18 protein-coding genes and 6 pseudogenes are annotated in these 22,245 nt (G+C 32.6%); 5 read left to right on the top strand and 19 right to left on the bottom strand.

Going from position 1 to position 22,245, the window contains the following annotated elements:
* Positions 1 to 14 precede the first annotated feature (14 nt).
* A pseudogene (locus I6L50_RS33360) lies at positions 15 to 1,101 on the bottom strand (RNA-guided endonuclease TnpB family protein).
* An 11-nt stretch (positions 1,102 to 1,112) separates the two neighbouring features.
* Entirely contained in the window at positions 1,113 to 1,511 is a 399-nt protein-coding gene (tnpA, locus tag I6L50_RS33355) for an IS200/IS605 family transposase (protein WP_219304698.1), read from the bottom strand.
* Positions 1,512 to 2,489: 978 nt separating this feature from the next.
* On the opposite strand from tnpA, the gene I6L50_RS33350 reads away from it, so the two are divergent.
* A complete protein-coding gene (locus I6L50_RS33350; protein WP_219304697.1) occupies positions 2,490 to 2,876 on the top strand; it encodes a MerR family transcriptional regulator in 387 nt (128 codons plus the stop codon).
* A 422-nt stretch (positions 2,877 to 3,298) separates the two neighbouring features.
* On the opposite strand, the gene I6L50_RS33345 is transcribed toward I6L50_RS33350, so the two are convergent.
* From I6L50_RS33345 to tnpB, 3 genes and pseudogenes are all read right to left on the bottom strand, one after another.
* Positions 3,299 to 3,592, bottom strand: a complete 294-nt coding sequence (locus I6L50_RS33345; RefSeq protein ID WP_219304696.1) for an ArsR/SmtB family transcription factor — start codon at positions 3,590 to 3,592, stop codon at positions 3,299 to 3,301.
* 353 nt (positions 3,593 to 3,945) lie between these two features.
* Entirely contained in the window at positions 3,946 to 4,785 is an 840-nt protein-coding gene (locus I6L50_RS33340; protein ID WP_219304695.1) for a peptidylprolyl isomerase, read from the bottom strand.
* A 212-nt stretch (positions 4,786 to 4,997) separates the two neighbouring features.
* Positions 4,998 to 6,010, bottom strand: a pseudogene (tnpB, locus tag I6L50_RS33335) (IS200/IS605 family element RNA-guided endonuclease TnpB); the annotation flags it as partial.
* Positions 6,011 to 6,921: 911 nt separating this feature from the next.
* Between tnpB and I6L50_RS35415 the strand changes: the two are divergent.
* Both I6L50_RS35415 and I6L50_RS35410 read left to right on the top strand, forming a co-directional pair.
* On the top strand, positions 6,922 to 7,227 hold the full coding sequence (locus tag I6L50_RS35415) for a DUF4046 domain-containing protein (protein WP_257475528.1): 306 nt from the start codon (positions 6,922 to 6,924) through the stop codon (positions 7,225 to 7,227).
* A complete protein-coding gene (locus I6L50_RS35410) occupies positions 7,215 to 7,880 on the top strand; it encodes a DUF4046 domain-containing protein (RefSeq protein ID WP_257475527.1) in 666 nt (221 codons plus the stop codon). The genes I6L50_RS35415 and I6L50_RS35410 overlap by 13 nt, the downstream gene beginning before the upstream one ends.
* A gap of 556 nt (positions 7,881 to 8,436) precedes the next feature.
* On the opposite strand, the pseudogene I6L50_RS35750 reads toward I6L50_RS35410, so the two are convergent.
* The 3 genes and pseudogenes from I6L50_RS35750 to I6L50_RS33320 all read right to left on the bottom strand — a co-directional run.
* Positions 8,437 to 8,562 (bottom strand): annotated as a pseudogene (locus I6L50_RS35750) (ankyrin repeat domain-containing protein); the annotation flags it as partial.
* 446 nt (positions 8,563 to 9,008) lie between these two features.
* A complete protein-coding gene (locus I6L50_RS33325) occupies positions 9,009 to 9,521 on the bottom strand; it encodes a helix-turn-helix domain-containing protein (protein WP_219304694.1) in 513 nt (170 codons plus the stop codon).
* A gap of 21 nt (positions 9,522 to 9,542) precedes the next feature.
* Positions 9,543 to 9,893 carry a zinc-finger domain-containing protein gene (locus tag I6L50_RS33320; protein WP_219304693.1) on the bottom strand — a complete coding sequence of 117 codons (351 nt, stop codon included), beginning with the start codon at positions 9,891 to 9,893 and terminating at the stop codon, positions 9,543 to 9,545.
* A 230-nt stretch (positions 9,894 to 10,123) separates the two neighbouring features.
* Between I6L50_RS33320 and I6L50_RS33315 the strand changes: the two genes are divergently transcribed.
* Positions 10,124 to 11,167 (top strand): tyrosine-type recombinase/integrase, encoded by a 1,044-nt coding sequence (locus I6L50_RS33315; protein ID WP_219304691.1) that lies wholly within the window; start codon positions 10,124 to 10,126, stop codon positions 11,165 to 11,167.
* Between the two features lie 641 nt (positions 11,168 to 11,808).
* Here I6L50_RS33315 and I6L50_RS33310 read toward each other — a convergent pair.
* The 4 genes from I6L50_RS33310 to I6L50_RS35400 all read right to left on the bottom strand — a co-directional run bounded on the left by I6L50_RS33310 (position 11,809) and on the right by I6L50_RS35400 (position 14,983).
* Positions 11,809 to 12,804: a sensor histidine kinase gene (locus I6L50_RS33310; RefSeq protein WP_219304689.1), complete on the bottom strand. Its 996-nt coding sequence runs from the start codon at positions 12,802 to 12,804 to the stop codon at positions 11,809 to 11,811.
* Positions 12,804 to 13,511 (bottom strand): response regulator transcription factor, encoded by a 708-nt coding sequence (locus I6L50_RS33305; protein WP_219304687.1) that lies wholly within the window; start codon positions 13,509 to 13,511, stop codon positions 12,804 to 12,806. The genes I6L50_RS33310 and I6L50_RS33305 overlap by 1 nt, the downstream gene beginning before the upstream one ends.
* Before the next feature lie 820 nt (positions 13,512 to 14,331).
* Positions 14,332 to 14,625 carry a DDE-type integrase/transposase/recombinase gene (locus tag I6L50_RS35405; RefSeq protein ID WP_257475526.1) on the bottom strand — a complete coding sequence of 98 codons (294 nt, stop codon included), beginning with the start codon at positions 14,623 to 14,625 and terminating at the stop codon, positions 14,332 to 14,334.
* Entirely contained in the window at positions 14,522 to 14,983 is a 462-nt protein-coding gene (locus I6L50_RS35400; protein ID WP_257475525.1) for an IS6 family transposase, read from the bottom strand. Before I6L50_RS35400 ends, I6L50_RS35405 begins: the two co-directional genes overlap by 104 nt.
* A 373-nt stretch (positions 14,984 to 15,356) precedes the next feature.
* Here I6L50_RS35400 and I6L50_RS33295 point away from each other — a divergent pair.
* Positions 15,357 to 16,146 (top strand): IS5 family transposase gene (locus tag I6L50_RS33295; protein ID WP_374108463.1). Its coding sequence is split into 2 segments (ribosomal slippage): positions 15,357 to 15,631 and positions 15,630 to 16,146, totalling 792 coding nucleotides; the frame shifts between segments, so codons are not numbered across the junction.
* Positions 16,147 to 16,192: 46 nt separating this feature from the next.
* On the opposite strand, the gene fbpA is transcribed toward I6L50_RS33295, so the two are convergent.
* The 7 genes and pseudogenes from fbpA to I6L50_RS33260 all read right to left on the bottom strand — a co-directional run bounded on the left by fbpA (position 16,193) and on the right by I6L50_RS33260 (position 22,243).
* Positions 16,193 to 16,318: a Fur-regulated basic protein FbpA gene (gene fbpA, locus I6L50_RS33290; RefSeq protein ID WP_219304682.1), complete on the bottom strand. Its 126-nt coding sequence runs from the start codon at positions 16,316 to 16,318 to the stop codon at positions 16,193 to 16,195.
* 142 nt (positions 16,319 to 16,460) lie between these two features.
* Positions 16,461 to 17,097 (bottom strand): annotated as a pseudogene (locus tag I6L50_RS33285) (IS6 family transposase).
* 129 nt (positions 17,098 to 17,226) lie between these two features.
* Complete coding sequence (locus I6L50_RS33280; RefSeq protein WP_219304680.1) at positions 17,227 to 18,261, bottom strand: DUF418 domain-containing protein; 1,035 nt, start codon at positions 18,259 to 18,261, stop codon at positions 17,227 to 17,229.
* Positions 18,262 to 18,544: 283 nt separating this feature from the next.
* Positions 18,545 to 19,735 carry an ABC transporter permease gene (locus I6L50_RS33275; protein ID WP_219304678.1) on the bottom strand — a complete coding sequence of 397 codons (1,191 nt, stop codon included), beginning with the start codon at positions 19,733 to 19,735 and terminating at the stop codon, positions 18,545 to 18,547.
* A gap of 2 nt (positions 19,736 to 19,737) precedes the next feature.
* Positions 19,738 to 20,390 (bottom strand): annotated as a pseudogene (locus tag I6L50_RS33270) (ABC transporter ATP-binding protein).
* Positions 20,387 to 21,475: pseudogene (locus tag I6L50_RS33265) on the bottom strand (efflux RND transporter periplasmic adaptor subunit). Before I6L50_RS33265 ends, I6L50_RS33270 begins: the two co-directional pseudogenes overlap by 4 nt.
* A gap of 93 nt (positions 21,476 to 21,568) precedes the next feature.
* A complete protein-coding gene (locus I6L50_RS33260) occupies positions 21,569 to 22,243 on the bottom strand; it encodes a lipoprotein BA_5634 family protein (protein WP_219304676.1) in 675 nt (224 codons plus the stop codon).
* Between the last annotated feature and the right edge of the window lie 2 nt (positions 22,244 to 22,245).

The following is a 22,245-nucleotide window of genomic DNA, read 5'->3' as shown; positions in this document are numbered from 1 at the left end:
TATTTTATTGCTATTTATGCTAACGCTAATAGGCGTGTTGCTTCATTTTTGATATTGATAGCTGCGTTATAATCTCTATCGAGATTTACACCGCATATGCAAGAATATACTCGTTCAGACAATGTCATATTTTTCACATTTCCACAACTACTACATGCTTTTGTGGAAGGAAACCAGTTGTCTATTTTCATAAGTTGTTTTCCTTGTTCGTATAGTTTATAAGCTAAAAAAGAAGTGAACATTCCCCAACTATGGTCAGCGACACTTTTTCCAAAATGAAGTGCTTGCGACATTCCTTTCATGTTTAGGTCTTCAATAGCTACAACATCAAAATGAGTAGCTAACTCTTTAGACTTATGATGAAGGAAGTTCTTACGTTGGTTCGTTACTTTTTCATGTAACTTAGCTACACGGATACATTGTTTATTCCGACGAATAGAACCTTTGGTTCTGCTTGATAATACTCGTTGTGCCTTTGCTAATTGGCTTTCTCATCCTCAGAACTAACGTATAATCCATCCATCGAAAAGTCTAATCCAACAACTGTTTCTACTTCTTTTTGTACAATCTCTTTTTCGTATTCAGTCAAGATGGACACATAGTATTTACCAGTAGGTGTCATAGAAATCGTACATGACTTGATCATATAATCTTGTGGTATCTCTCTATGCTGTTTGATACGTACCATTTTCAGTTTTGGCAATTTGATATGACCAGTAAGCAACATAATATTTCCGTTTACTACATTCGTTGTATAAGACTTTCTGTCTTTTTTACTTTTGAATGTTGGGAAGTCATTTTGACCACTAAAGAAATTCTTATAGGCAGTTTGCAAGTTTAGTTGAGCATTTGCCAAAGCTAATGAATCAACTTCTTTTAACCACTCAAATTCTGCTTTATATTTCGCAGGAGTTGGAAGCTTTTGTTTCTTTAGTTGTCCCTTATCATCTCTGTATTTTTCATACGCTTCTTTCCGTTCAGCTAACCTTCTGTTATACACGAAACGTACACAACCGAAGGTTTTACGCATAAGATCATAAGATATGCTTGTTCTTCTGTTGGATACAAACGGAATTTATATGCTTTATTCTGCTTTGTCATATCATTTCACCTCACTTTTCACCTTGATTTTCAATATATTTCTTTACTACGTCTATTGGCGAACCACCAGTTGTTAGTAAGCAAAAACTTCTTGACCAAAACATCTCTTTCCAAAGTTTCTTTTTCACTTGTGGAAAGTCTCTCTTGATTAGTCGAGAACTTGCACTTTTATAAGCATTAATAAATTTTGTCATTTCTGTATTCGGATGTGCCTTGAACAAAATATGAACATGGTCTACATCATGATTCCACTTTATCAGTGTTATGTTGTAATTTTCGGATAACCTGACAAACATGTCTTTTGCATAGTCTGATATATCATCATCGAACACATTTCTTCTGTATTTTACGACCAACACAAGATGATAATACAACAAGAACACTGAATGATTATTGCTGTCTAATTTCATTGATATACCAACCTTTATACTTTATAAGGCTGATTATATCAGAGGCGAAATAAAAAGCAAAGCCTTTTGGCTACGCCAAACCGAAATTCATCTCTCACCTACCGTTGGGCTACGCCCTTCACGCACTTGAGGAAGGAGAATTCTTTCGAGGAATTCGTTAAAGGGAGATTTTGATAAATGTTTAAGATATTATCTATTGCGATTATTAATTGTTCATCGATTTTACAAGGTGTAATAGGTGGTCCAATTGATAATTCTTATTCTCCCATATCTAGTTTGTTAATAACTTTTATTTCCTCTTAAATTTATCGCATTAGTTAGAGCAGTCATTACACCCAGTAACAGTTATCGGAATCAAGCTGAAATTTTATAGCATCTCCAAATATTCGATAAAACAATCGACTTTCTATTAAAGTTGCTAATAATTTTTGCTCTGAAGTATTTTTCTTTTTTAGTTTTTAGATGAGAATCGTATCGAGAGCTGACTCTCATCTAAAAAAATCCACTTGCATATATGTAACTGGATATATGAGACCGCAGTGTATATTCACCAAATAAAATATTGTAACAAAAACGTTGGTTTTAGGGATACATGGTTTAATTTTCTTAAATTAGCACACCATTGTAGTAATAAAAGTATTCTAGTACAATCTGTTTTACAGTTGTTTTGAATATTTTGTTGTATTTTACAAATAGAATACGTCGTTTTTTGATGGCCAGAGAAGCTTTCTATCACAACACTATCAGCATTTTTTCAAAGGGAATCTAGACAAAACATTGTAATAGCGAATCAAATGTACATGTTTTCTGCATAATAACCCCTTTATGTGTAATAAATTTCCATTGTTGTTTCATTTAGTATTAATTTATTATTAAGTTGAAGAGTATTTAGCATAATTTCTGTTGAAATAAAAATAACAGCAGATTCATACATTAAGTAACTATAATTTAATATATATAAACAGGAGAAGTGACAAAATGACATTTACAATTAAAGAAATAAGCACAATAACAAACGTTTCTTCATCTACTCTACGCTATTATGAAAATGAAGGATTATTACCTGTTATAAAACGTGATAATAATGGAAATCGCTTATATACTGAAGATAATATTGAGTGGATTAATTTACTTTTAGCATTACGTCAAACTGGTATGCCTATAAAAGAGATTAAAAGATATATAGAATTATTTTATCAAGGTATTAGCACACTTAATGATCGAAAAGAAATGATGCTTCAACATAAAAAAAGAGTAGAAAACGAAATAACACAAACATATAAGCACTTAGAAAAAATTAATTACAAATCAGCTGTATATGATACATTGGAAGCTCAATTAAATAAAAAAAAGGTTATTATTTAACGACATTTTTCTATCTGCACCATGTCATGAAATACCAACAGCATTCTGTTCATCAGTCTATTATTTTTTTGTAATTTTAATAACGCCCTTAGATGTAAAATGGCTATACTACATCTAAAGACTCATCATACATCATCGATATCATGTTAAAATTTTACAGCGCTCCTAGAACAAAGTTTTGCGTTAACTTGTAACAAAAAATAAGCCGTTTTCTGTAAAAAATACATGGAATTTTCATTTCGGGGTGTTATAAAATTCATAAGTTGATACGCATGGACCCAAAAATAAGGGGGCGTTGCCCCTACCATCTATAAACAAAAAAATCGCCATTTCTGACGATTTTCCTTATACAAACTACATAGAAACTTAGAGGTCCTTCATAATACTCTCAACGTCTTCTTACGTCCACTGCTGCAAACATTCTATTCCATCCCCTTCAAAAACTCAATAACTTCAATAACCTTTTTGTCACTCACTATATAATAAATTTCATTTCCTTTGCGCTCATAGGAAACCATCTTAAAATCTTTTAACTTTATTAACTGCTGTGACACTGTGGATTGCGGAACACCTATTAAATTTTGTAACTCAGATACATTTAATGGATTTTTAGCAATTAATTCTCGAACTATCATCAAACGTATAGGATGTCCAAGCATTCGCAATATATCCGCAGGTCTGTTATAATCCATATTCATATAAAAAGCTTTTGGCATACTATCTTCTCCTTTTTGGATAAATATTCTTTTATTCGACTATTTAAATAGAACATCCTTTTGTTATTTCAAATCATTTAATTAGAAGTTTAATAATTAATGACTCAACATTTTCTATGTAAAATGTTCGAAAGTTTGGCATCATAAAATAGTAATAATCCATCTTCAGTAGCAGACAGACCAGTCATTAAGCCTAGTAATTTTTATACAGAAAAGATATCCAACACATCCTAAAATAAAATTGCACAATCAAATACATTATAGATACAAATTAACCGGTACCTTTTATTTTAAGGAACCGGTTAATAACGTTGTAAATCTTCTAATAATTTTCACTTAGAATACCGATTATTTTACAACTTAACGTCTTTAAATGTATCTTTTAAATCCTTATCTAGTATTTTCAAATCTGTTTCTTTAATTAATTCTTCAAAGAATTTCTGCTCCCATTTTGGGTTCTGTAAACGAATTAATTCTAGTTCCTTTCGAATATTCTCTTTTTCTTGATCAAACGGCTTCAACTCTTCTTTTTCGGTTACTTTAATGATGTGATAACCCGAAGGAGATTTTACTGGCTCACTTATTTGTCCAGCATCTAATTTATAAGTAGTTTCCTTAAATTCAGGAGTTTTTTCTATGAACGCAGATTCAGATATTTCTCCACCCTTTTCTTTTGAATCCACATCCTCTGAGTATTGTCGAGCTAAGGTTGCGAAGTCTTCTCCATTATTTAATTTCTCTTTTATTTCCTTTGCAACTTGCGCATCCTTTACTAAAATATGACTAGCTTTTATCTTAGGTTTATAGTAGTTTTTTATCTCTTCCTCCGTAATCGATTTTTTTACAGCTTTTTCAAAAGCAATTTGTGGTTTTAACCTACCATTCAATTCATCTTCATTTTTAACACCGTTTCGTGATAAATAAACCTGGAAGTTATTACCTGTTTCCTTCTTTATTTCTTTTATTCTGTCCATTACTTCACTATCTGAAACTTTATATTTATTAAGTATAAGTTTTTCTTTCATGATTTGTTTTAATATAGGTTTTCCTGCTTGTTCCTTTAATGCCGCTTCAAATTCACTTTTTGATATATCTCCGGCTTTAGATGTAACCATATTATTTGAGTTACCACATGCCGCGAGTATCAATATTCCGCTTGTTATAGTCCCTAAGAATAATTGACGTTTTTTCAATTTATCTTACCTCTTTCCAATTTCAATTTTATTGTTTATAAACAAGATTCTTTTCTTAAATTAACACTGAAAATCAATTATTAAATATAAAAACTAATTTTAATAACTACATATAAACTAAAATAAATGCCTCCATCTATTGAACTACCCCCACTTTCACTTTGTTTAGAAGAGGGGGATTCCTAAGTAAAGAGTTCCATCGAACTCTTTACTTAGGCTATCTCCACAGTCCTTGCGGTTAGAAGCCTTATAGCTTCATTCTTTAGATTGATACTTGCGTTACTATCCCTATCATGATGTGTACGACAAGAAGGGCAGTCCCTTTACGTAGGTTTAGATTTTTAACGTCTTTGTTTTGATATCCACAACAAGAACATAATTGGCTGGAAGCAAATGTTTTTGATACGACAATGACTTGTTTACCGTACCATTTTGCTTTGTATTCCAACATGGCTCGAAACGGTGACCATGATACCTCACTAATTGCTTTTGCTAACTGATGATTCTTTAACATATTCGATACTTGCAAATCCTCTATACCAATAACATCGTGGTTTTTGGTGATTTCAGTTTAGATTTTGTCCAAGCAATCTTGTCTAGTATTTGCCATGTATTCATGAATTCTAGCCACTTTTACTCGCTGTTTATTCCAGCGAGTAAATCCTTTTGTTCTTCTAGAAAGAACACGCTGTGCTTTTGCCAGCTTCTCTTCTAATGATCGAAAAAACTTCGGATTTTTATAGATTACTCCATTTGACAAAATGGAGTAATCTTTTAGTCCCACATCCATTCCAATGGAAGATTGTGTTTTTGGAAGCTATTGCACTTCTGTTTCAACTAAATGACACAAAGTACCTACCAGAAGGGTTCCTTCTAACCGTAGCATTTACAATACATCCCTTTACTTCCCGACTCTTGGCAAATCGAACAAGACCTAGTTTCGGCAATTTCATTTTGTTTCCTACAACAGCAATGTTTTCATTTGTTTGTTTTGTGGTGTAAGATTGTGCGTTGTTTTTCTTAGATTTGAAACGCGGGGCACTCGTTTGTTTTTTGAAAAAGCGTGTATAAGCATCCGTAAGGTTGCGAATAGATGACTGAATCGCAATACTATCCACTTCTTTGAACCAAACAAACTCTTTCTTCATGGCAGGAAGTTTGGCAGAGCATGTACCATATGTCAAACCATTTCCTATTTATATGCATGATCCCATATAAATAGGAATATGAACGTTTATGTATAATTCTTAAATTTGGATATTCTTGTGGAAAGTTATTTAACATACATTTCTCTACAAATTCATTCGAGCTTTCATTTTGTTATGTTATTAAAAATATAACAATATCATATCTCCTTTAACTTAATTCTCTTTTATCCCACTGCCACTAACAAGGTGCTTTGTGTCTTCTATAAAGACACAAAGGATCGATTTTTTCACATGCTCATTCTAGGAAACATATTAGGGCTAGTCTTGCTTCATATATATTTTTCTCTGTTTAACACTTACAGTGAACTAGACACGAATAGTGGTAGATAAAAAACACCCTATACGGGTGCTCTCTTATTAGTAATTTCAAATCCTATCATAATTAGATTTAAGGACTTTAAAAAAATCCCTAGTGCAAAGAATTCTATTCGATTTTATAAATAAAGGAAATCTAAGGCGATTGCATGCTAGCATCCTTTATTGTATTAATATTTTTTCTTATGAATTATACGAGTAATTCCCGTATATTAATAAAACACCTAATTTGTCTATTATTCAGATGAATTAGGTGTTTAAACATGGTTATATCCCTGTTTTTCGGTAGGGGAAATCCACAAATTGTAACAGTAGATAACTAACGTTCAAAATGTCTTTTAAGTACAACAACAATCTATCATTCTATATATTTTCTATTGGTTTTTAGTTGATTTATTATTTTTTGGAAAAATCCTTTTCTTTAAATAGTGAAAAGATATGAAATTAATCTGGAATCTATCCTCTTTTTTAATTTGTCAATTTTGTCTTCCGTCTAGACAAATTATAATTTATTAGTTGGTGACGTATCATTATAAAATATAGAATAGATATTCTATTACCCATGTTCTTTTTTTAAAAATACATTTATTCATTATATAAGGGGAAAAAGAAAATGAAATCCATTACCATTGAACAGATATATCAAGACATTTTAGACGGAAAAAGAAAACGATTTCCTCCATTTACATGGACTGAAGATATAAATTTTGAACTTTCAAAACGTGTTACAAAATATTTAATTGAACACGTTTTACTATGGGATTGGGATGCTATTAGAAAAGGTTGGAACCAAAGACTAATCATTAAAATGAAATTATCAACCGTTCTTTCTAGATATAACTCAAGTCCGTACGCTATGCTGAATGATGCTTATCCTAATTCTATAAAAGAATGGGAATTAAAAGAATGGCACCTTTGAAGTTTTGGACAAAAGAGAACGCTTTAGAAGCTTTAAGATGGACAATTGAGGAGAAAGAACAGTTAACGGATGAACAATTACATCTTGTTTATGGAGAAAAGTGGTTAAAGAAACATAAATTAAGTTCACCTTGTGGTATCTATTGGAATGGTAGCCCCTATGCATATTTGAATGAATTATATCCAAAACGCTTTAAAGAATGGCAATTGTCAGTTGTCCCTAAAAGATTTTGGACAAAGCAAAAAGCTTTAGAAATATTACAATGGACGATTGAGGAAAAAGAACAGTTAACAGATAAACAATTATTAAATGTTTTTAGTAAATCATGGCTAAGAACATATCGTTTATCATCCCCGTGTAAAATCTACTGGGCAAATAGTCCGTATGCTATGTTAAATACACTATATCCTAACCGCTTCAAAGAATGGCAATTAAAAAAAGTCCCTATGAATTTTTGGACAAAAGAAAAAAGTTTAGAGGCACTCAAGTGGACAATTGAAGTCAAAGAAAAACTATCAGAAACAGACATAAGAAATTCATATGGTATAGGCTGGTTAAAACAACAAAATTTACGAACACCTATAATTAAATTTTGGAAAGGTAGTCCATATGCATATTTAAATAGTTTATACCCCGAAAAATTCAAAGAATAGGAATTACTTTCTCCTAATAATTAATGGACGATTGAAGTTAAAGAACAAATTAAGGAGGAAGAGCTATTAAAAATAGATACTCACAAGTGGTTAAATCAAAATGGATTAAAAACACCAGTGGAAAAATATAGGAATTCAAACCCTTATGCTATGTTAAATGATTTATACCCAAATCTATTTTCTACAAAGATTTTAAAGGGATATAGATCTAAAAAAAGGTCATAAAAAATACACAGAAGAATTCATTGTCAAAATTTATTATTACACTTTAGGATTTTTCAAAAATCCCATATTATTATTCATTCTTTCCCTCTAAATGGAAAGAACGAATAATAATATGCCCACCTTCACACATATGCAGCTATACTTCTTCTACTCTCTAGAATAGAAAAATCGTCCAATTTTAGCCTATTCATAATCTGCTAGTTTAGGAATATAATTTTATTTTAGTTTACTATAATAAAATTATGTATACTATATTTAAGGATTTATTCATATCAAATCTTATTTTCATTCGCTATCTTCTGATGATGTAAGTTTGAATGTATTCCATCATCTACCGCATTAAATATTCAGCGATTTCTCTTTGCCCAAATTCTCTAGCCCATTCATATGAGTTCATGTTATTAATGCTTTCTCCTGTATATTTAATTGAAATATCTATTTCAATTAGAAATTCAACTATATCGAGAACTCCTTTTTTACAGCTATATATAATTAGGTTTCAAATGAAGCCTTTGTATTTATAATCTTAGTATCCTCCTATTAATTATTTTACAGAATGGTAAGATGCGTGAAAGTCCACGAACCTATATGGTCTGTTGTGGGAGTGCCAATTTTAATAGCATTTCTTATTTCTTTATTTACATTTTTATCCAAAATAGACCCTCCTTAAATTTATTTATCATCTAATGGTTAATTTTATAAACCTGATATTTTTTCCTTTTTCTGTAATTTAACATTTTTCCAAAAGTAAATCCCAAAAAACGACCTCTCAAATCCACTCACAATCCATCTTAACAACTTGATTAATACAATTAGATTCGATAGTTAAAAAAGTCCTTAAAAACAAAAATAGAACCATTAAAATGCTTCTATCATTTTCGAGATCTATTTTTGTCGGGAGTTCTATTCTTCTATGTCTTCTTTTACTTCTTCGTATAAAATTTGTTCTACAAACTTCTTGTAGCCATTACATCCTTTTTTTGAGGCCTTTTTCTTTATTACTTCTACTACCTTTGGATCAAGATATAGACTCAAATGCTGCTTTTTTTCTCTCGAATCCTCTTTTGAGGTATTTTCAATTTTTTGTTTAAAAATTACTAGATCGTTTTTTAAGTACAATCGCTCAGTAGATTTCCCTTTAGCAATCTCTTTAAAGGGCAATATCCCATCTTTAGCTGCATTATGAACGTAAGTCTTAGATTTATTTAGAAATTCAGCCGCTTCTTTTAATGTTAAAGAGTCTTTGTATAATTCCTCTAACCTTTTTACATCTTCTTGCTCAAAACGATATCCACCATCTGCTTTCCAGGTATCCAGATTGATAGGTTCGATGTGTTTATACTTAATTAAATAGCCTAATTGATTTTTTGTTAAACCTACCCTATCGCATACCTCTTCTAAAGATAAATAGTCCATTTCTCACCTCATCCGAAACTTTTATTCTAGCTGTTGTTTACATTTTCTTAGTTGATACTTTGTTAAACCTGTTTCTTTTACTACATCTGTGATTGAGTACTCCTTATACTGCAGATACTTAAATGGATTTTCCATATAACGTTCTCGTACCTTATTAAATGTACTCTTTTTCGATAAAGAATTCAATTGCTCTCCTTTCTCTCGGATGGAATCGAAAATGGGACAACCTTTGCAATGTTTGTAGTTTCTTTGTTTTGCCTGTTCTTGCTCATCTGTACAATTCACCGATAGGTTGTTCAGAGGGCAAATTGAACAATGGGTATCTTCTAACTTATAGATTTCATGTAAAATTTCCCGACGAAGATTAGTCAAAAAAATCTCCTCCTACCGCACTTGGATTGAAATGTACAAAAAAACAAATTAAACATTTCCATTATAAATCATCTAAATAGAAACGTTAAACACTAAGATAAATATATATATTTAAACATTTCATTTTACACCACAATAAATAACCTATTTATTGTGGTATAATTAGAATCATAAAATTTATATAAAAATATATGTTTACTATTTCATTCTATTAAAGGTTGTGTGTGAATTTGAATATTATAAATTACGGACATAGCAGCCAACTGGTACAATCAAAATCAGATTTTTTTGATAGCAGTCATTTTGAAAAAATTATGGGTATGGGCATCATAAATATTGACTATTCTAAATTAAGTGAAGAATCATTGGTTTATTTATTTCTACACGATGAACCTTCTTTAACGAAAAAAAGAAGTGAACGAACAAAAAAGATTTATCTGCATGATCTGTCTCATTTTCTTCGCTACATAAAAGAAACAATCGGAACCATTCACGATTTATCCCATAATGAGATGGAAATCTACTTCTATCAACTAAGTAAGAAGTATGCTGCCACTACATTACGTCGAAAGAAAACGGTAGTCCAGCAGTTTCTAAAATACGTTTATGATAACAATGGTCTCTCAGATGACTATAGTAGTCGTCTCAAAAAAGTATCTGTAAAAAAAGAAGAGCTGGTCAATCGTGACCTCTTTCCTGAAGAAGTAAATGAAATACTAGATGCACTGAAGAAAACAAATTTCTTTATGTATACATTGTTTTTCCTTCTTACGACTACTGGACTCCGGATTGAGGAAGTTGCAACTGCAAAATGGGCTGACCTTGCGTTCCATCCTTCTTTAAATGTCTATCTCCTACGTGTAGTTGGAAAAGGAAATAAAACGAGGGAAGTTCGTATCTTTGAGGATTTACTTGAGGATATATTTTATCTTCGTCAATTGCGTAAGCAAACAAGTACATTGGACACATCGAGTATATCCGCTTTTCTACCTAAAGCGGATGGCTCCCATTATAGAGCCGACTATTTATCAAAATATGTAGCAGAAAAAATTGAAGAAACAAACTTACCATTTCTACGTTATCGAAAAGACAGAATTACTCCCCATACCTGCAGGCACTTCTTTGCAAATTATTTGATGGGAAAAGGTATCGAGCTAAAAAAAATACGTGACTATTTAGGGCATGAATCTATTATGACGACGGAACGATATTTAAGAGAACGTACAAGACGTCAAAACTTGGCCACAATCAACATAGGAAATTCATTATTTTAATAAATATATATAATAGAAAGAATCTCGATACGATGTGTCGGTTTTAGGGGTTGAAATACCCCTAAAAACAACAAATGCGATTGCCTCTAATAAGACAATCGCATTCGAATTATTTAAGGATTAACCCATTCCACTTCCAGTGGTCACCTATTCTAGCTAATAAGTGTTCAGAATATTTTTACTAAATTGTTTGGTTGCTCTTTACTACCCCATGCCCCTCAGGCTAACATTTTGAAGTACCCCCAAACCGAAAGTGGGGTCTTTTCATACATACCCATGAAAATTCAGTCCATTTTTTCGTTTTGGGGAACGTATAATTTCTTAAATTGATAGCGATAAGACGGGCCTCCGTATATACCCCTGCCATCCGCCAATTCCCTCTAAAATTTGTAGAAAATGATGCCGAAATAAAATATTATATGTCTGTACGCAATTTTTATATCTTTTTAAATGCTTGTTTTGTCAAATTAGAAATTATTTTTTATTCTAATAAAATAACATGTTCCAAATCATGCAAATTTGCTTTTGGTTTGGCATAAATGCTTTGAGTAAAACCATATTTATCTGACTCTTGGTCCACCATTTCCGCTATTTCCCTTACAACTTCATAACAATGTCGTAAGGGTACTGAATATTCTAACTCAATGGGATTCACGAATTGCATACGGGAAAACAATCCGAACCTTTGTTCCTTTGTCGAATTCAGATTCTATTTCAATTTTGTGACTCAATCTTGTTATAATATTTTTTACTAGGTATAATCCCATACCTGTAGATTCCTTGAATTTCCGCCCATTTTCACCTGTATAAAATGGGCGAAAGACTCTTGGAAGGTCTTCCTTTGGAATCCCTACGCCATAATCTTGTATCTCCAAAACAACCGATTTATCTTTTTCAAAAACAGCAATTGTAATATTCGTCCTACTTCCAGCAGAATATTTAATCGCATTAGACAGAATTTGATTGACAATAAACCTAAGCCACTTTCTATCAGATTCTACAGTGTATTCTTGGACAATTTTTATTTTTGGATACACGTAATTCCTAATAAAAAGCCTTTTATTTTCATGGATTAACTCTTGGACAAGTGTTTTTAATGCGATTCTTTCCACACAAAAGTCCTGCTCAAGTTCTTCTAATCGTGCCATGTGTAACACCATATCTAGCCCATATTTCATACGATCTATTTCTTCCGCTATACTTTCAAACGCCTCTCCATGCTCTTCTTGTATGATTAATTCCACTACCGATACAGGCGTTTTCATTTGATGTACCCATTGATTCATAAATATCAAATGATCTTTTTGTTTGTATTCCCATATCTTTAATTGCTTTTGGTATTGGCTATATTGCGCTTCTAATAAATTTTTTAAAAAAATAGATATAGGCGTATACTCAATCTTTCGTAATGATTCCTGGAATTTCTGATTAGGATGGGACAATGCATTGTAATATCTATAATGACTATAATAACGATAAATTAAATACCCAATTAAAAAACATCCCCCTAAAAATACACTATATAAAGCAGTTAATATATAATGGTATCCATCTAGCCAATACACCATAAGAGTGGTAATGAGTTGTAGGTTTATCGTTATAATCAAAGGTATGTGCTCACGTAAAAATAACTTCATTATATTGCTCCATCGCTGTCCCAGTTTATTTTCAGACGATATCCAGCCCCTCGGACTGTATCCAGTGCATCTTTAATTCCCAGTTCTTCTAATTTTTTTCGAACACGTGCAACATTTACACGTAGTGTATTATCATCTACATATGTAAAATCATCCCAAACTTTTTCTAAAATTTTCTCCCGACTTACAATGTTAGGACACCTTTGTAGGAGAATTTCTATTATTAGCGCTTCGTTTTTTGTCAGTATACTCGTCCTATCTTTTAGTTTTAATTCCATTTTTTCTGGATATAGTATTAATCCTGATTGTTGTACGGTTCTCTCTTTTGCTCTTGGTGCATATTCTCCATAAATCCGACGAAGATGACTTCGAATTTTAGCCATTACAACTTCATAATGAAATGGTTTTGTAATATAATCATCTGCCCCATGTTCTAATGCCATAACTTGTTCCATTTCTCCATGACGAGCTGATATAAAAATGATTGGACAAGTAGATATCGTTCTAATTTGGCGGCACCAATAAAATCCATCGAAATATGGTAAATTTATATCTAATAATACTAAATCAGGTTGAGCCTCTACGAACTGGTCAAAGACACGATCAAAATTATTAGTACTAACCCCCTTGTATCCATACTTATTGATATGACTTTCGAGTAATTTTGAAATTTTTTCGTCATCTTCTATAATCATAATTTTATACATATACTATTTTCCTTTCTCTTAGACTAACTTAAAACTGGTGAGATAGTTATTTTTATATAAGTTTGTTTTGATTTCATTAATCTATAATAATGTACTCTTATGAGCATTGAAATTTGATTCGATTGTAAAAAAACTACTAATATTTTTAGTATTGGAACAACGTTATTTTTTCTATCTCATTACTATTAATAAAAAGAAAATTATTATTTTCAAAAAATATGATAACCTTATTCATTTCATCACACTCTAAAAAGAATAGATTCCGACGGTTATATGGTTCAGTTTTGATTTTTAAGGAATGAATATGATTATTAAAATTTAATAATTGCAGAACATTAATAATATCCATATCAAAATCACCTTGTTTTTTATGATATTGTATCGTTTTGAGAAATAAAAATGAAAAATACAGCTATTTCTTAATTTTTCATCAAATTTATTCCAAAAAATGATACAGCAATTGTAGACCGCCAATTGATATTTAAAAAGCGCTTATTTGTCTATTTTACAAACAAATAAGCTCTAAATAACACGCCGTAACACTTCACCCAACATTCCTTTTTTATCTACATATTCTTAAATTTTGTAACAATTAACTTGCCGTGATTCAATTTTATAAGATTGCTTTTCATTAAGAGAATTTTCATCCATTTAAAATTCGGTTTTTCTATACTCCTTTTTTATTAAATCGTTTACTTCTTTTCTGAGTATTTTCTTTTTATCCTCTATTAATACATCAAATGCACAATGAGCTAAAATGGCTCTGGTGCAAAAACAGTGGACTATGAAAAAAGAAAAAGATTCCTAGCGGAATTGAATGTTATGCTGTTAAACCAAAGAGTTCATGAATAAGATATATCTGTTTTTGAACAGACTTCTTCCCTTGGAGAGTTTGTTCTTTTTTGATCATATGCATAACTTCTATTCCAGCAATCATTTTGGTAGCTGTCAGTACTGATTTCAATTCAAGTATATTCCGAATTCGTTTTTTAACAAACCGATGATCTTGTTCAATGATATTGTTTAAATATTTTTTCACACGAAGTGGTGTACCGTGTGGTGTACACTTTTCTTCCTTTAGTTCGCGTATCGGCAACAGGATAGGCTTTATCATCATCAGCAGTTATTGAACGAGGTTTTGTGACATGACAAGAAGCCAAGGTCTTTTTTAGAAAGCATTTGGCTGCCTTCGCATCTCTTTTCTGACTCAAGTAAAAATCAATTGTGTTTCCTTCGGAATCAATCGCACGGTATAGGTACATCTTTTCCCTTTTTACTTTCAGATAGGTTTCATCAGCTCTCCAAGAATCATTCGTTGGTTTCAAATGTTTTCGAATACGCTCATTTAATTCTGTTCCATATTGATGAACCCATCGCATAATCGTTGTATGAGCTAAGGATACTCCTCTTTCCTCCATCATTTCTACCATCTCACTGTTAATAAAATAATGTCCGGTTGATAATGTTTCCATTTGAATATATTTTCTTGTTTCATACTGAGCACACACCTTTTTTAAGTAGTAGTACCAGTATAGCGACGTTCGAAAGACCATTTTCAAAACGTTTCTTTTTTGCACCAGAACCATACAAAAAAACCTTTATTTTCAATCAGGTATTTTTATATAGAAACCTGCGGATAAAAGAGTCGTAGAACATGAAACACACGAAAAGCTCCCTAATTTGTTATACAAATCAGGGAGCAAAAGGTAGTACAATATCGGTTACGCTAAGATAGCATAAACAGGTTCATTCAATCTATATTTTTTCTGAATATTCAATCGTATTTTAGATATTAGAACCTGTTTAGAATCTATGGTATAATCTGTGCAAAAAAGGATATTTTCTATGATACATAATTATACAAGTAACGTTTCACGTGAACAGTTTGAACTTATTCGAGAAGATTTGGAAAACGCAAGAAAAAGGACGCGCCCACGCACAGTTGATTTGTACGAGGTATTCTGCGGTGTGCTATACGTGCTTACCACAGGATGCCAATGGCGTAACTTACCAAGTGACTTTCCAAACTGGCAAACAGTCTATTTCTACTATCAGATTTGGCGGAAAGTAGACGAGAAGGGCATAAGCCTTCTCGAAAAAGCGCATAAAAAAATTGGTTGAAACCTATCGTGAGCAAGATGGACGTAAGAATCAGGCAAGTTTCTGCATCGTAGATGCACAAAGCGTGAAAAACACATGGATAGCTGGTGAAAAAGGCTATGATGCTGGAAAGAAAGTGTCAGGAATCAAACGTCATATCGCTGTAGATACGAACGGTCTTATTCATGCGATTGAAATAACAACTGCGAATATAACTGATCGAGAAGGTGCGATCCAAATGTGTGAAAGGCATAAGAAAACACTGGGAAAAGTAACAAATATACTTTGTGATGGCGGATATACGGGGCCATCCTTTGCACCATCCATCAAAGAAATGATTGATTGTTCGGTTGAAATCATCAAACGATCTGAACTTCACAAGTTTGTCGTGTTACCCAAACGCTGGATTGTGGAACGAACTTTTGCTTGGTTGAAAAATTACCGCAGACTGTGGAAGAACTGTGAACGAACACTTGAAAATAGCAGACAGAGTTGCTTATTGGCAGGTGTAGCAATTTTATTAAAAAGATTTTAAACAGGTTCTTAGGAACTCTTTCACAGGAGTTCTTTTTTATGTAACTTTACATCGCTTCTTCCAGCAGCTTTAACAATTCCTCCTCCATCCCTTCATACAAATCTCGACCATCCGGCAATTTAAATATGTCTTTCTCTATCAATTGTTCAATGAGTACATCTTTGTTTTTCATGTTTCCTCCTAGCTTAAATAAAACCTTTTATTTACTGTTTTGGTGCAAATAATGAACAAAGACCAAACAAGGCATAGATTCCTATCGGAATCAGCTCTTAAACAGTTACGTCAAACACCTGTTCGGTACATATATTCTGATTTTAAACAGAATGCTCCCTGGATTTAAGTTGTCCTTTTTTGATCATATGCATAGCTTCTATACCGCTAAAAATAGACAAGACCGTTTGGAATGATTTGAACCCCAACATAGAGCGTATCCGTCTTTTAATAAACCGATGATCTTGTTCCACCATGTTATTTAAATATTTGAGTTTCCTCGTTTGGATGCCTGCAGGCCTCTTTTTTTCTTTCTTCAATTTTTCAATAACGATTGGATAAGCTGGATTTTTGTCAACTGTAATCACACGAGGGTTAGAAACATGAAGAGACTGCAAGGCTTTCTTAAAGAAACGCTTTGCAACCTTATGATTTCTTGTTTTACTCAGATAAAAGTCAATCGTGTTTCCTTCAGAATCAACAGCACGATATAAATACATCCACTGTCCTTTTACCTTTATATACGTTTCGTCCACCCTCCATGAATCGTTTGTTTGCTTCAGATGACGTCGGATCCGCTTATCCAACTTGGGTAACCCAACGCATAATGGTTGTATGCGCTAAGGATACTCCTCTTTCTTCCACGCGAAAGCTGAGATTGTACCGCAGGTACCAACGTATAGTTAGTAGAATAATATCTGACTGATAATGTTTCCACTTGAATGTCTGTTCTTTTTCCATACTAATCACACACCCTTTATAGAGTAATAGTATCAGTATGTCCCAAATCTAGAGATTACTTGCAAGCATCTTCATTTTTTTGCACCAGAACCATTATTTAGAAAGCATGGTTTTATATTTCATATAGTTTCAATTTTTGCGAATTTGTGGCACCTTCCAATAAGTAATAAGCCGCCAGAACCATTCCAATGGTCCCATTACAAAAAATCGCATCCAAGTTACGCTAAATATGATTTGGACTATATAAATGAAAATACACAAACAGAAGGATTGGATATATGTGATATTTTCAAACAAATGAAATATATGTCCAGAAATTAAAATTAGGAAGGTCTGTCCTAAATAATTTGTTAATGCCATACGTCCGTAAAGCTTTAAGGGCAGTAATAATGTTTGCATACATTTAAACTGTAACAACAGAATGAGTCCACCCACATAAACACTGGAAATGATAGGGCCTAGCATAATCCCTAAGTTTATGAACTGATTTGCTTGTTCAATATTGGAGTCCCCGGTCCCATACACAGCTATCATTGGTAATGGTATAGATGGCACTTTTGTATATTGGTAAACAACCCCTATTAAACTTACAAACAACATTATGCTTGTAAAAATAGCGATTTGCTTCCTATATTCTGATATCTTTTCAAAAATACAATATTGTCCAGCTGCCAATCCCATTAGCATAAGCGGTAATGTTAATAACGGCTTTGCTCCTAATACCAAAAAAGATGCTAATGCTAGTGTTCCTATCCCTATTATTAAAATGATGATTTTTTTCATTTTGTAAAAAATCATCAAAAACATTCCCAATATTGCATATTCTTTAAGTACTTCTCCACCTTGAAAATGACCATGTATATATCCCATGCAAAACAATATAAACATACGCCTTGACCATAAAAGATATCCATTCATTCCTTTAGTGGTTGCTCTAGTCATAAAGAGATAAAAGCCTACTCCAAATAGAAATGAAAAAATAGTATAGAATTTTCCTTCTACAAATAAAAATAGAAATCTTTGATAGGAAAAATCCAGGGTGTCAACTGCCGGATTTTTCATAGAAAGTAAAGGAAGTATGTTCATGAGAACAATTCCCAATAGAGCAAAACCACGTAAATAGTCTAATGTATCTATCCTATTATAACTTTGTAGTTGTTTCATTCGTTTTCTCTCCTTGCATATGGATTACTCTTAAAATGATTATATTTCATTTTAAAAATATTGAAATAAAGACACAGCTAGTATTAGGATTTATCTCTTATTAAAATCAAGAAACAACCAAATGGCAGTAAATATAATAGCTCTCTCAACTGCCGTGCTATTCTTATTTCAACTATTTCATAAATTATTAAACAAACAATTTTTAAAAACGTTGGCATACGAATCATTATATATTTATTTTCTTGATATACTCTCTTACATTTAATCGAAAGGGCCCTTTCTTCTACTCATATCGTAAACATTCGATTGGTTCTAATCTTGCTGCTTTATTCGCTGGGAGGAAACCAAATAAGATACCAATGAACATAGACACGCCCACTGCCGTAAGTCCTAAACCAATGGAAATAACAAGAGGCCATTCTCCAAAAAATGCAACAATCCAAGAAAAAAGCACACCCAATACAAATCCAATGAGTCCACCAAGGCCCGTTAAAATACAAGACTCGATTAAAAATTGCATCAATATTTTCCCTCGTGTTGCGCCTAGCGCTTTACGGATTCCAATTTCACGTGTACGTTCCGTTACGGATACCAGCATAATATTCATCACACCAATTCCACCGACGACTAATGAAATTCCTGCAATCCCACCAAACACCAGTTTTAATGTCCCTAAGGAATCATCTATGTCTTTCATCGCTTCATCATCTTCTTTATGATGATCTGTTTTAAACGCATATTTAAAGTTTGGCGATTTCATCTCATTTAGGATGGATACTGCTTGTTGTTCTATCTCTTTTTGATTACTGGAAAGATGTAATTTTAATGTAACCGACTGATATTCATCTACTCCTGAAAGAACAGCGATATTGTCAAGAGATGTATATCCTTCAGCAAATGCCATATTATAGTCAGATTCAAATGTACTTTTATAGACACCGACTACTTTATATGGTTTGCCTTTGATATCAATATATAAATCATTTGTCCATTTAGGAAATAACTTTTGAAATGCTGTTTCATTTAGTATAACAACAGACGTTGCTTGTTCTAACTCTTGAACATGGAATTCACGTCCGTGAATCATTTTTAATTTATTATCTTCCATAAATTTACCTGTGCCACCATTTACATTCAGCGATATATCTTTTGCTCCAGCGTATACTTTTGTATCTGTACTTGCATTGGGGTAGACACTTTTAACCCCTTGTAACGATTCTAGACGTTTTTTCATGTCAGGTGTAATCTTTGCATTATTTTCATCCCCATCTCTATTATCATAATAGATGGTTATATCGTCATTCTTATTTTTACTCAAATCTGCTTTTAATTTTTTATTTACTCCATCTCCCATTGCAATAATGGTGATGATTGCACTAATTCCAATAATAATGCCCAGCATTGTTAAAATAGATCGCATTTTATGTGCAAAGATAGAAGAGATAGCCATGCGTATATTTTCATTTGTATTCAAAATCAATCCCTCCCCTCTTGGACAATATGTCCGTCACGAATAATAATTTGGCGTGCGGCTGCTTTTCCAATTTCACGATCATGTGTAATCATAACAATGGCGGTGCCTTGTTGATTTAATTTGTAAAAGAGCTCCATCATTTGTGCACTTGTTTTCGTATCAAGTGCACCAGTTGGTTCATCAGCTAAAATGAATTTAGGATGATGTACAGTTGCTTTTGCCCACCTGATAACTCATTCGGATAGTGATTGCATCGCTCAGCAAGTCCCACTTTTGTTAATATCGCTAATGCACGTTCACGTCTTTCTTTTTTATCTATTCCAGCGTACATCAGTGGAAGTTCGACATTTTCTAATGCTGTTAAACGCGGAAGAAGCATAAAGTTTTGGAAGACAAATCCGATTTCTTTATTTCGAACATACGCAAGCTTCGTGTCCGACATACGGGAAGTATCTTTTCCAGCTAATGAATACATGCCTGTGGTCGGTTTATCTAAACAACCAATGATATTCATGAGTGTTGATTTGCCAGAACCAGATGGGCCCATAATGGAAGTGAACTCACCTGAATGAAGTGTTATATCAATATCATGTAAAATTTGAAACGTTTCTCCTCCGTTTTGAAAGGATTTGGTAATACCTTTTAAATCAATCATTGAGCAGCAACCTCCATACCATCCGTTACGTCTTTTTCTGGTTTAGAAATAATGCGGTCCTCTTTTTTTACACCAGAAACTTTCGCCTCATGATCTGTTTCGAATTCAATCTGGACAGGTTGTTCTTTTGCTTTCCCATTTTTCACAATAAATACGACATTTTTCTTTTCTTTTTTAACAATGCTACTTTTCGGAACAATGGTTCCGTTTGCTTCCCCTGTTTTGCTGATGACATATACATGAAAACCTGTTTGTAATTCTTCAGAATTATTTAATGTAACAACGAATGGATAATTAGAAATCGTTTTATTTTCATCCATGCTCTTTACCGGTGTCGTTCCAATTTCTGTTACCGTTCCTGTCCATGCTTTTCCATGTACTGTTTTTGATGTAATAGAAACTTCTTGTCCTACCTTCATTTGAGAAAGTTCATATTCCGTTAGTTGTCCTTTTACTTTTAACGGGCCATCTGTGCGAATCGTAATCCCATTCATCCCTGTTTTTTCATCTACCTCTTTCGTAATCTTTTCAATCATACCCGCAACAGGACTAGTGACAGCTAATTCGTCCATCATTTCTTTATTTGTCTGTGACATTTGATTTGCTTTTTCTACTTCTAATTGCTGCTTTTCCAGTTGTACTTCTTGTTCTTGTACGGATTGTTCATCTGCTTGTAATATCGATTTCTCACCACCCGCATTTTTATCCTGTTGTAATTTTTGTTTTGCTGCATTCAGTTGTTTTTGCAACATGGCTACTTCTCCTTTGACTAACCTCTTTTGACTATCCGCTTCTCTATTTTTTAGTTTGATAGACGTATCATTGTATTGAAATAACAACTGCCCTTTTTTTATTTCCTCTCCTGCTTTAACAGATAGCTGATACTTCCCTTTTGATGGATCAAATACAATGGTTTCTATGCCATTTGGAACAACTTCTCCACCAATTTTTTGTGTATTTACAATATGTTTCTCTGTAACTTTATATGTTTCATAGGTTTTAATGTTTTGCGGATCATCACCAGTGAAAGTGAACTAGGATCCAATTGCAATCCCCACATATGTCACCCAAGGTAAATTATACATTTTAACACATATGAGGCATACAGTAACCGATTCCTTAAACAATAAGAAATCGGTTCACTGAGTATACTATAGTTTATTTGATAACGATCTTTATTATTTCATAATAGAAATCCAGATTACGTCTTTCACATCATCTTGAATCGATTTCGTTAATTTTTTTAATTCATTTTGGGCCTGCACTGCCTCTATATCATCAGCAGTAATCGCTTTATCTTCTCCATAAGTTTTATTTAACTCTATTATGCTCATATCAATTTCTGGTGAAGGAATTTTTTGAAACATAGCATTATCTACAACCAGTAATAATTCCTCTTTATCCTTTGGGAATCCAAAATCAGAATTACTTTTATATTTTGTCTGTATCTCTGTTCCACTCATTTCTACCTTTTTTATATCTTTATGTTTTGGATCAGCAAATACTAAAGCTTCCTTGTCCTTTATTTTTGGTAAAGAAGAAAGTGGCGTAGAGGTGCTCATATATCCATCATCATCTTTTTCTCTTAGTATCCCTCTTTTTACAATTTCCTTTGCGGTTTTTTCATTCATAATAAACATTTTCATACCATTATTTTCTTCCTGTTTCACTTTATAGAAAGCTGCGGATTTAATCTCTTTTTTATGTTCAGTTTCTATTTTCTTCAATGTCTGTTCTTCACCTAGTAACATCAACCCATTTAATGGCGCTTTGTTTCCTCCAAATAGGGAGCACGCACCAAGTATTGAAATCACAAGTAATCCCATTCCGCATATAGATAGTATTTTTTTCATCT

It is taken from the genome of Bacillus sp. FDAARGOS_1420 (assembly GCF_019344915.1).
Lineage (GTDB): Bacteria > Bacillota > Bacilli > Bacillales > Bacillaceae_G > Bacillus_A > Bacillus_A mycoides.
Note: the sequence above shows the minus strand (reverse complement) of the source record. Positions and strands in the feature narration are given on the sequence as shown.